This is a genomic window from Polaromonas sp. (assembly GCF_049790275.1).
In the GTDB taxonomy this organism is placed as follows: Bacteria; Pseudomonadota; Gammaproteobacteria; order Burkholderiales; family Burkholderiaceae_C; genus Polaromonas.
The window spans coordinates 51,951-61,801 of sequence record NZ_JBAQYR010000087.1; the positions used below are offsets into that span (position 1 = coordinate 51,951).

10 protein-coding genes are annotated in these 9,851 nt (G+C 62.0%); 6 read left to right on the forward strand and 4 right to left on the reverse strand.

Going from position 1 to position 9,851, the window contains the following annotated elements:
- Positions 1-12: 12 nt before the first annotated feature.
- From sdhD to WA904_RS11585, 3 genes are all read right to left on the reverse strand, one after another.
- The gene (gene sdhD, locus WA904_RS11575; protein ID WP_425197271.1) at positions 13-378 is read right to left on the reverse strand and encodes a succinate dehydrogenase, hydrophobic membrane anchor protein; all 366 of its coding nucleotides are present in this window, start codon (positions 376-378) and stop codon (positions 13-15) included.
- A gap of 13 nt (positions 379-391) precedes the next feature.
- Entirely contained in the window at positions 392-835 is a 444-nt protein-coding gene (gene sdhC, locus WA904_RS11580) for a succinate dehydrogenase, cytochrome b556 subunit (protein ID WP_425197272.1), read from the reverse strand.
- 305 nt (positions 836-1,140) lie between these two features.
- The gene (locus tag WA904_RS11585; RefSeq protein ID WP_425197273.1) at positions 1,141-1,911 is read right to left on the reverse strand and encodes a GntR family transcriptional regulator; all 771 of its coding nucleotides are present in this window, start codon (positions 1,909-1,911) and stop codon (positions 1,141-1,143) included.
- A gap of 217 nt (positions 1,912-2,128) precedes the next feature.
- Here WA904_RS11585 and WA904_RS11590 point away from each other — a divergent pair, with 217 nt between their 5' ends.
- From WA904_RS11590 to WA904_RS11605, 4 genes are read left to right on the forward strand one after another with little or no spacing between them, the layout of a single operon-like run.
- Positions 2,129-3,115, forward strand: coding sequence for a malate dehydrogenase (locus WA904_RS11590; RefSeq protein ID WP_425197274.1), 987 nt, complete (start codon positions 2,129-2,131; stop codon positions 3,113-3,115).
- A 20-nt stretch (positions 3,116-3,135) separates the two neighbouring features.
- Positions 3,136-4,116, forward strand: coding sequence for an HpcH/HpaI aldolase/citrate lyase family protein (locus WA904_RS11595; protein ID WP_425197275.1), 981 nt, complete (start codon positions 3,136-3,138; stop codon positions 4,114-4,116).
- A 43-nt stretch (positions 4,117-4,159) separates the two neighbouring features.
- Entirely contained in the window at positions 4,160-4,777 is a 618-nt protein-coding gene (locus tag WA904_RS11600; protein ID WP_425197276.1) for a hypothetical protein, read from the forward strand.
- Between the two features lie 57 nt (positions 4,778-4,834).
- Positions 4,835-7,450 carry a bifunctional aconitate hydratase 2/2-methylisocitrate dehydratase gene (locus WA904_RS11605; RefSeq protein WP_425197277.1) on the forward strand — a complete coding sequence of 872 codons (2,616 nt, stop codon included), beginning with the start codon at positions 4,835-4,837 and terminating at the stop codon, positions 7,448-7,450.
- A gap of 59 nt (positions 7,451-7,509) precedes the next feature.
- On the opposite strand, the gene WA904_RS11610 is transcribed toward WA904_RS11605, so the two are convergent.
- Positions 7,510-7,893 (reverse strand): hypothetical protein, encoded by a 384-nt coding sequence (locus WA904_RS11610; protein WP_425197278.1) that lies wholly within the window; start codon positions 7,891-7,893, stop codon positions 7,510-7,512.
- 405 nt (positions 7,894-8,298) lie between these two features.
- Between WA904_RS11610 and WA904_RS11615 the strand changes: the two genes are divergently transcribed.
- Together WA904_RS11615 and WA904_RS11620 are read left to right on the forward strand one after the other, a co-directional pair.
- The gene (locus WA904_RS11615; RefSeq protein ID WP_425197279.1) at positions 8,299-8,538 is read left to right on the forward strand and encodes a hypothetical protein; all 240 of its coding nucleotides are present in this window, start codon (positions 8,299-8,301) and stop codon (positions 8,536-8,538) included.
- On the forward strand, positions 8,535-9,851 hold a 1,317-nt coding region (locus WA904_RS11620; RefSeq protein ID WP_425197280.1), incomplete at its 3' end, for a DHA2 family efflux MFS transporter permease subunit. The genes WA904_RS11615 and WA904_RS11620, both read left to right, overlap by 4 nt.

Sequence of the window (9,851 nt, forward strand, 5' to 3'; positions counted from 1 at the left end):
GTCAGATGCGGCTCAGAAGCGCCACAGGACTTGGATGGCCCAGCCGGCGCAGGCGACCAGCCAGACGATGGTGAACACTTCCAGGGACAGCCTGAGCCACACGGGCTTGATGTAGTCCATCCAGATGTCGCGCATGCCGACCCACACGTGGTAAGCCAGCGCGATGATCACGGTGAAGGTCAGGACTTTCATCCATTGCGAAGAAAAAATCCCGGCCCACTGGGTGTAGCCGATCGGGCCTTTGCTGAAGATGACCTGTGCCAGCAGCAACACGGTAAAGAGGGCCATCAGGGCCGCGGTGATGCGCTGGGCCAGCCAGTCGCGCGTGCCGTAATGCGCACCGACAACGAGGCGTTTGGAGCCGTAGTTCACAGACATGTCTTGCTCCCTGTTAGTAAAGGCCGAACAGCTTGGCGCCCAGCACCAGTGTCAGGAAAATGCTCAGGCCCAGTGTGACCAGAGCGGTGTTTTTGCCGAACTCGTTGCTCAGGGAGTGCGTCACATCCATATAGAGATGACGCAGGCCGGCGATGAAGTGATGCAGGTAGGACCAGATCAGCGCCAGCGCCACCAGCTTCCAGACGAAGCCAGGCAAGCCCAGCATGCCGACACCGAAAGCGGCCCTGAATTTCTCGAAGGAGATTTCGGAAGAAATCGAGGTGTCGAGCATCCAGATGATGAAGGGCAGCAGGATGAACATGATGCCGCCACTGGCACGATGCAGGATGGAGACCCAGGCCGCCGGTGTCATGCGGTAGGTGGTCAGGTCTTTGAAGGCGTTGATGTTGCGGAACTCAGGCCGCTTGGGACGCTGTTTGGATGCCAGCTCTGTCATTGTTGGGCTTTCGTGGGAGGACTGGTAACGGCTTGGTAACTACCCCGACAAAAGGGCAGGGTAAATAACAATTCAAAACATCCGGATTCTATTGCAACGCAGCATCGATTTGATTGGTACCGGCGATGGCTGCCGGTTTTTGTCGGACAAGCCGGGGATTAAATGTTCACAAGTCGCATTGATCGGCACGTAAACGGCTGCAAGCTGACGCGAAAGTTACAACCAACCCGGGTTTGCGCGCCTGGCCTGTACGTGTTGCTGCATTCTTGCGGTGACCTCTTGCCCAACATGCCATGTGAGGATGCTCAGCTCAAGGTATTGCGGTAGTAATGTGTGTCGGTGCGGTAGTAGCCGCGCCGCAGTTCCATCGGCACATCGTTGTAGGTGTAGGCAATGCGTTCAACGCTCAGCAGCGGCGTGCCGTGCTCTACTTTTAATAGCAATTCGCGGCCGTCGGTGGCGGGCTCGGCGCGTATTTTTTCTTCGGCGCGAACCATGCGCACATTGAACTCGGTTTCGAACAGCGCGTACATCGGGCCGTGGTAGTCGGCCAGCCGTTCGGCGGTCAGGCCCTTGAAGGGGGCGGCAGGCAGCCACAGGTCTTCCAGGATCGTAGGGGTGCCGGCAAAACTGAGGACTCGGCGTGCCTGCAGCACGGCGTCACCTGTGCGCAGCGCGAGCGCGCGGGCAATGTCGGCGCTGGCGCGCACGCGGCGGCAGTCGATGATGTCGCGCTGCGCCGGGCCTTCACTGCCCGGCGTGCCGCTGTCGGGCACCAACTTGAGGAAGCGGAACTGCACATGCTGCTCGGCATGCGTGGCCACAAAAGTGCCCCGGCCCTGACGGCGCACCACCAGGTTGTCGGCGGCCAGCTCGTCGATGGCTTTGCGCACCGTGCCCTGGCTCACGCGGTAGCGGGCGGCCAGGTCCATCTCGGAGGGAATGGTTTCACCGGGCTTCCACTCGCCGGACTGCAGGCTCTGCAGGATCAGGCCCTTGATCTGCTGGTACAGCGGGCTGAAGGCCGGCGTGGCACCTGCAAAATCATCAGCGGACGAGGTAGGTAGGGCGGCCATGGAGAGGTGTTGGAATCCACGCAATCATATCTTATATAAGACATAAGACAAATTGACGCCTCAGGGTTTTCCAGCGTAAAATCTTTGGCTGAGTCGACGCAAGGCTTTGCCCCGGTGTGACGCAGTTCACATGCGTTTTCGGGTGCCCCAAGCTGCGCAAGCTACCTCACTATTTCTACCCGTCCAACCGATTTCAACCTTCCTGGAGTTCTCCATCATGAGCAAAAAACCCGTCCGTGTTGCCGTTACAGGGGCCGCTGGTCAAATCGGTTACGCGCTGTTGTTCCGCATCGCTTCCGGCGAAATGCTGGGCAAGGACCAGCCGGTGATCCTGCAATTGCTGGAAGTGCCGGTGGAAGGCCCGCAAAAGGCACTCAAGGGCGTGATGATGGAACTTGACGACTGCGCCTTCCCGCTGCTGGTCGGCATGCAAGCGTATGACGATCCGATGAAGGCTTTCAAGGACGCCGACTACGCGCTGCTGGTCGGTTCGCGCCCGCGCGGCCCCGGCATGGAGCGTGCCGAACTGCTGGCCGTCAACGGTGCCATCTTTACCGCCCAGGGCAAGGCGCTGAACGCTGTGGCCAGCCGCAATGTCAAGGTGCTGGTGGTCGGCAACCCCGCCAACACCAATGCCTACATTGCGATGAAAAGCGCGCCTGACCTCCCACGCAAGAACTTCACCGCCATGCTGCGCCTGGACCATAACCGTGCTGCCAGCCAACTCGCCGCCAAAACCGGCAAGGCCGTGGCCGACATCGAAAAACTCACCGTCTGGGGCAACCATTCGCCCACGATGTATGCCGACTACCGTTTCGCCACCATCAAGGGCGAAAGCGTCGCCAAGATGATCAACGACCAGGAATGGAACGCCAACGTGTTCCTGCCGACCGTTGGCAAACGCGGCGCGGCCATCATCGAAGCGCGCGGTTCTTCCTCTGCCGCCTCAGCCGCCAACGCCGCCATTGACCACATGCGCGACTGGGCGCTGGGCACCAACGGCAAGTGGGTCACCATGGGCATTCCGTCGGATGGCCAGTACGGCATTCCCAAGGACATCATGTTCGGCTTCCCCGTCACCTGCGAAGGCGGCGAATACAAGCTGGTCGAAGGCCTGGAAATCGACGCCTTCAGCCAGGAACGCATCAACAAGACGCTCGACGAACTCAAGGGTGAGCAGGACGGCGTCAAGCACCTGCTCTGATCGCGTAGAAGCCCGCTGCAGTGCCACATCCCCGCGACGTTCTGCTCGGTGCCCAGGCGCAAACCGGTTTTCTTCCGGTTTGCGACCACTACAGCGGCGTCGAGGCGCGGATGCGCAAAAGCCTGCAGCTGCAGGCGGAAATGACCGAAGAGTTCGGCACCTGCGTTTTTGACGTCACCCTCGACTGCGAAGACGGCGCTCCCGTCGGCGGCGAGGCGGATCACGCGGCGCTTGTGGCTTCCCTGCTTGCACAGGCCAGTAGCAAGGCGCGCGTCGCGGTGCGGGTCCACCCTGTGGACCATCCGGCGTTTGAGCCGGACATCAGCGCCATAGCCGGCTGCAGGCTCAGCCACATCATGGTGCCGAAGGTGGAGTCGGTCGATGATGTGGAGCGTGTGGTGGCTGCACTGGCTGCGGTTTCGCAGGCCACGCTACCGATTCATGTGTTGCTGGAATCCGCAGCGGCGATACACCGGGCCTTCGACATTGCGGCCCATCCGCGGGTGCAATCACTCAGCTTTGGCCTGATGGATTTTGTTTCCAGCCATGGCGGAGCCATTCCTGCCGAGGGCATGAGCAGCGAGGGGCAATTCACACACCCGCTGGTGGTGCGTGCCAAGCTCGAAATTGCATCGGGTTGCCACGCCCATGGCAAAGTCCCCTCACACTGTGTTGTCACTGAATTCAGTGACACTGCAGCCATGCATGCGGCCGCCCGGAAAGCGGCCCGCGAGTTTGGCTACACCCGGATGTGGAGCATCCACCCGAGCCAGATACGCCCCATTCTCGAGGCGTTTGCCCCCAGCGAGGGAGAGATCGAAAGTGCTGCAAAAATAATAGCCGCTGCCGCCCATGCAGACTGGGCGCCCATCAGTTTTGAAGCTCAATTACACGACCGCGCCAGCTACCGCTATTTCTGGCAGGTGCTTGAACGCGCGCACCGGACCGGCCGTGCGCTTCCGTCAGAGGCGCAAGCCTATTTTTCCGCCGGACTTCATTAGACTGCCCGATTGATTCAGCCACCTGTTTTCCAAGGACCTCCCCATGAAACTCGTCATTCTTTCCGCCCTGGCTCTTACCGCTCCCGCCATGCTGCTGGCTCAGACCGCGCCGGCCAAGGCTGCCCCAAAAACTGCTGCCGCCCCGACCGTCCAGGCTGCCAAACGTGCGCCCATCAAGCGCTCCGCTGCCAAGGCGGTGGAAGAAGTCACGCCCATCGACGATGACCCGACGGTCACCTTGACCCCTGAGGACCTGGAACTCGCCAAGCGGGTTTACGTCGGCACGATTCCTTGCGAACTGGGCGCTTCCGTCACTATCACGCCGAGCGGGAAACGCCCCGGGTTTTTCCTTGTCCAGACCGGCAAACAGCGTTTCCGCATGCATCCGGTCGGGAGTCGCACCGGCGCGATCCGTCTGGAAGACGGCCGGGCCGGCGCCATGTGGCTGCAGCTGGGCAACAAGTCCATGCTGATGAGCCAGAAACTGGGCCAGCGCCTGGCCGACGAATGCATGAGCCCGGCACAGGTGACCTTTGCCGACGAGATGAAAAAGAACCCCCCGGTGAGCATTCTGGAGGCCCTGCCAGCTGCCAAGCCTGCGCCGGCCCAGGCTGGCACGGGTTCTGTTCAGCCAGCAACTGCCCCGGCCAAAGCCGAATAAGCGCGTGCGGCACCCGCTCTGACTTTGACCATTTTTTGAATACAGGAGAAGAAAACCATGATGCCCGAGTTCATACAAACCTACCGCAACCACGTGGCCGAGCGTGCCGCCCTCGGCATTCCGCCGTTGCCGCTGTCGGCGAAGCAGACGGGCGAAGTCATTGAGCTGCTGAAGAACCCGCCCAAAGGCGAAGAGGCCTTTCTGGTCGAGCTGATCACGCACCGCGTGCCGGCCGGTGTGGATGACGCGGCCAAGGTCAAGGCCAGCTATCTGGCGGCCGTGGCGCACGGCACCGAGAAGTGTGCGCTGATCTCGCGTGAAAAAGCCACGCAGCTACTGGGCACCATGCTGGGCGGCTACAACATCAGCCCCATGATCGAGCTGCTCGACGATGCCGAAGACAGCGTGGCCACCCAGGCTGCCAGCGGCCTGAAAAACACGTTGCTGATGTTCGACCAGTTCCACGACGTCAAGGAAAAGGCCGACCAGGGCAACAAATACGCCAAGGCCGTGCTGCAAAGCTGGGCCGATGCCGAGTGGTTCACCAGCCGCCCCGAAGTGCCGGAGTCGATCAAGCTCACCATTTTCAAGGTGGCCGGCGAGATCAACACCGACGACCTGTCGCCCGCCCCCGACGCCTGGAGCCGCCCCGACATTCCGCTGCACGCGCTGGCCATGCACAAGAACGCACGCCCCGGCGTCACGCCCGAGGAAGACGGCAAACGCGGCCCGGTCAAGTTCATCGAGGAACTGAAAGCCAAGGGCAACCTGGTCGCTTACGTGGGTGACGTGGTCGGCACGGGTTCCTCCCGCAAGTCGGCGACCAACTCGGTGCTGTGGTTCACCGGCCAGGACATTCCCTACGTGCCGAACAAGCGTTTCGGCGGCGTCTGCCTGGGTTCCAAGATCGCGCCGATTTTCTACAACACCATGGAAGACTCGGGCGCGCTGCCGATCGAACTCGACGTGAGCCAGATGGCCATGGGCGATGTGATCGAGCTGCGTCCCTATGAAGGCAAGGCGCTGAAAGACGGCAAGGTGATCGCCGAGCTCAAGCTCAAGAGCGACGTGCTGTTTGACGAAGTGCGCGCCGGCGGCCGCATTCCGCTGATCGTCGGCCGCGGCCTGACGGCCAAGGCGCGCTGGGCGCTGGGCCTGCCGGTCTCGACGCTGTTCCGTCTGCCACAGGCACCGGTCGCCAATGAGCGCGGCTTCACACTCGCGCAAAAAATGGTGGGCCGCGCGGTCGGCCTGCCCGAAGGCCAGGGCGTTCGCCCCGGTACTTACTGCGAACCGAAGATGACCTCGGTCGGCTCGCAGGACACCACGGGCCCGATGACGCGCGACGAACTCAAAGACCTGGCCTGCCTGGGCTTCAGCGCCGACCTGGTGATGCAGTCCTTCTGCCACACCGCGGCCTACCCCAAACCGGTGGACGTGAAGATGCACCACGAGTTGCCCGAGTTCATGAGCGACCGCGGCGGCATCCCGCTGCGTCCGGGCGACGGCATCATCCACAGCTGGCTCAATCGCATGCTGCTGCCCGACACCGTCGGCACCGGCGGCGACAGCCACACGCGTTTCCCCATCGGCATCAGCTTCCCGGCCGGTTCCGGCCTGGTGGCCTTCGGCGCCGCCACCGGCGTGATGCCGCTGGACATGCCTGAGTCGGTGCTGGTGCGCTTCAAGGGCGAGATGCAGCCCGGCATCACGCTGCGTGACCTGGTTAACGCGATTCCGCTGTACGCCATCAAGGCCGGTTTGCTGACGGTAGCCAAGCAGGGCAAGAAGAACATCTTCTCGGGTCGCATCCTTGAAATCGAAGGTCTGCCTGACCTGAAAGTCGAACAGGCCTTTGAACTCAGCGATGCTTCTGCCGAGCGTTCTGCCGGCGGTTGCACGGTGCACCTGAACAAGGAACCCATCGTCGAGTACATCACCAGCAACATCACCATGCTGAAGTGGATGATTGCCTCGGGTTACTCGGACGTGCGCACCATCAAGCGCCGTATTGCCGCGATGGAAGCCTGGCTGGCCGATCCGCAGCTGCTCAAGGCTGACCCCGATGCCGAGTACACCGCGGTGATCGAGATCGACCTGGCCGACATCCACGAACCCATCGTGGCCTGCCCGAACGATCCGGACGACGTGAAGACCCTGAGCGAAGTGGCCGGCAGCAAGATCGATGAAGTTTTCATCGGCAGCTGCATGACCAACATCGGCCATTTCCGCGCAGCGTCCAAGCTGCTCGAAAACAAGCGCGACATCCCGGTCAAGCTCTGGATGGCACCGCCGACCAAGATGGATGCCAAGCAACTGACCGAAGAAGGCCATTACGGTGTGCTGGGCTCCGCCGGTGCGCGCATGGAAATGCCGGGCTGCAGCCTGTGCATGGGCAACCAGGCGCAAGTCAAAGAGGGTGCCACGGTGTTCTCGACCTCGACGCGCAACTTCCCGAACCGCCTGGGCAAAAACTCCAACGTCTACCTGGGTTCCGCCGAACTGGCCGCGATCTGCTCCAAGCTGGGTCGCATTCCCACCAAGGCCGAATACATGGCCGACATGGGCGTGCTGACCGCTGCCAGCGCCTCGGTGTACCAGTACCTGAACTTCGACCAGGTCAAGGACTACACGGACATGGCGGATACGGTGAAAGACAGCGTGCCCGCCTGATACGCCTGAGCTGAGTCCTCAGCCAAAAAGCCCCACGATGAAAGTCTTGGGGCTTTTTTTTATAACCCGTCCGGCAAGGGATCGGCGATGCGCACTTCCGAGCCATCGACAAACGTCACATACCAGAACTCCGGCGAGGCGGGCAGGTTGGGCCGCACATGGCTGACATTGGCCGGTGAAATATAGACCGTGCTGACGCCATCGTCCGGCGGCGGTGCCAGGTAGTGGCGTTTGCAGCCCACCAGGCCGCCCAGGCTGGTGACCACGGTACCTATCGATTCGGTCACCGCGTGGACCGCGCTGCCCTGTCCCAGCAGGTGAATGGTGGTCTGGCCAATCAGGTCGGGCCGTGAAGCCTCGACATACAGCACCGCCGACGTGTTGATGCGCAGGTCATCAGGCGCTGCCGGGTCGGTGGCCTTGTTGAACGAGATGAAGGGCATGGGGTGCGATCGGTAAGGGGTTGGATAGTCAAACCAACACCTTAGGCGTCGCAGTGGGCGCCGTCATCAGCCCGGGCCTTCGTTGGCTGTCAGTGCAAGCCGACAGCCCGGCCTGCTGATGCATGGGCTACAACCGATGATTAATGAAGAAAAGTGCCTCCAGCCCTTTTTGTACGGGCGCAAGCAGCTACCAAAAGAGTAGCAACTCACCGCGTCTGAAGCTGGCGAGATGGCAAACGGCAGCCTATGTGGACACTGTTCCAAATCTTTGTTATGCTATTGTGTACGCCGTACACAAACGTTGGACATGGACCAGGCAATGAATGAAAAGCGTCAGTCCTACGCGATCTTTCAATCAATGCGGGTACGGTGCCCTTTCACTCTTTTATCTTCAGGAAAGAAGCCATGGTCTTCCCGATATCAAGTCTTTCACGGCAGCCTGTCATCCCGGTTTCAGGCCCTAAGGAAGCGCTGGATAAGTCTTGGCGGATGCGCGGCGGCCGGATCGGGATGGGATGCAAGGCGGATTTCGCAGCCAATAGCTGGCTATTGGCAAGAAATTCAACGCAGCAGACCGCCCGAGCCCGGCTGATCGCGCGCCGCAAGGGGCTTGTTCAGCGTTTCCCTAAGGAGCAGCGCGCATGACGCACACCATGGACAGCCGCAAACGCTGGTGGGCGCTCACTGTGCTTTGCCTGGGCGTGTTGATGATCGTGCTCGACACCACGATCGTGAACGTGGCCCTGCCGTCGATACGCACCGACCTGGCTTTCACCGAAACCTCGCTGGTCTGGGTGGTCAATGCTTACATGCTGACCTTCGGCGGTTTTTTGCTGCTGGGCGGGCGGCTGGGTGACCTCTATGGCCAGCGTCGCCTGTTTCTGGCCGGCCTGGTGCTGTTCACGCTGGCCTCGCTGGCCTGCGGGCTGGCCAATTCGCAATGGCTGCTGATTGTGGCGCGTGCCGTGCAGGGCCTGGGCGGTGCGGTGGTCTCCGCCATTTCGCTGTCGCTGATCATGAACCTCTTCACCGAACAGGCCGAGCGTGCCAAGGCCATGGGCGTCTATGGTTTTGTCTGCGCCGGCGGCGGCAGCATCGGTGTGCTGCTGGGCGGCGTGCTGACCGATGCCCTCAACTGGCACTGGATTTTCCTCGTCAACCTGCCCATAGGCGCGGCCGTCTTTGCCCTGTGCCTGGTGCTGCTGCCAGGCGGCCGCGGTCAGGCCGCAGGTGCGCGGTTGGATGTGTGGGGCGCCATCACGGTGACCACCGCGCTGATGCTGGCGGTGTACGCCATCGTCAACGGCAACGAGGCCGGCTGGACCTCGCTGCAAACACTCGGGCTGCTGGCGGTTGCCGTGGTGCTAATGGCTGTGTTCCTGCGCATCGAATCGCGTGTGCCCATGCCGCTGGTACCGCTGGGCCTGTTTCGCCTGCGCAATGTGGCGATGGCCAACATCGTCGGCGTGTTGTGGGCCGCCGCCATGTTTGCCTGGTTTTTCATCTCTGCGCTCTACATGCAGCTGGTGCTCGGCTACAGCGCCTTGCAGGTCGGCCTGGGCTTTCTTCCGGCCAACCTGATCATGGCCGCGTTTTCGCTGGGGTTGTCGGCCCGCATCGTCATGCGTTTTGGCATACGGATCCCGCTGGCCGCGGGGTTGCTGCTGGCGGCGCTGGGGCTGGCGCTGTTTGCGCGGGCGCCGGTGGGCGGCCAGTTCGTGGCCGATGTGCTGCCCGGCATGCTGCTGCTGGGGCTGGGCGCGGGTATGGCCTTCAATCCCGTCCTGCTGGCCGCCATGAGCGATGTGGCTCCCAGCGAGTCGGGCATTGCATCGGGCGTGGTCAACACGGCTTTCATGATGGGTGGCGCGCTGGGCCTGGCCGTGCTGGCCAGCGCGGCAGCCGCGCGCACCGGCTATTTGCAAGCCGGCGGCGTGGATGCGCTGGCCGCACTCAAC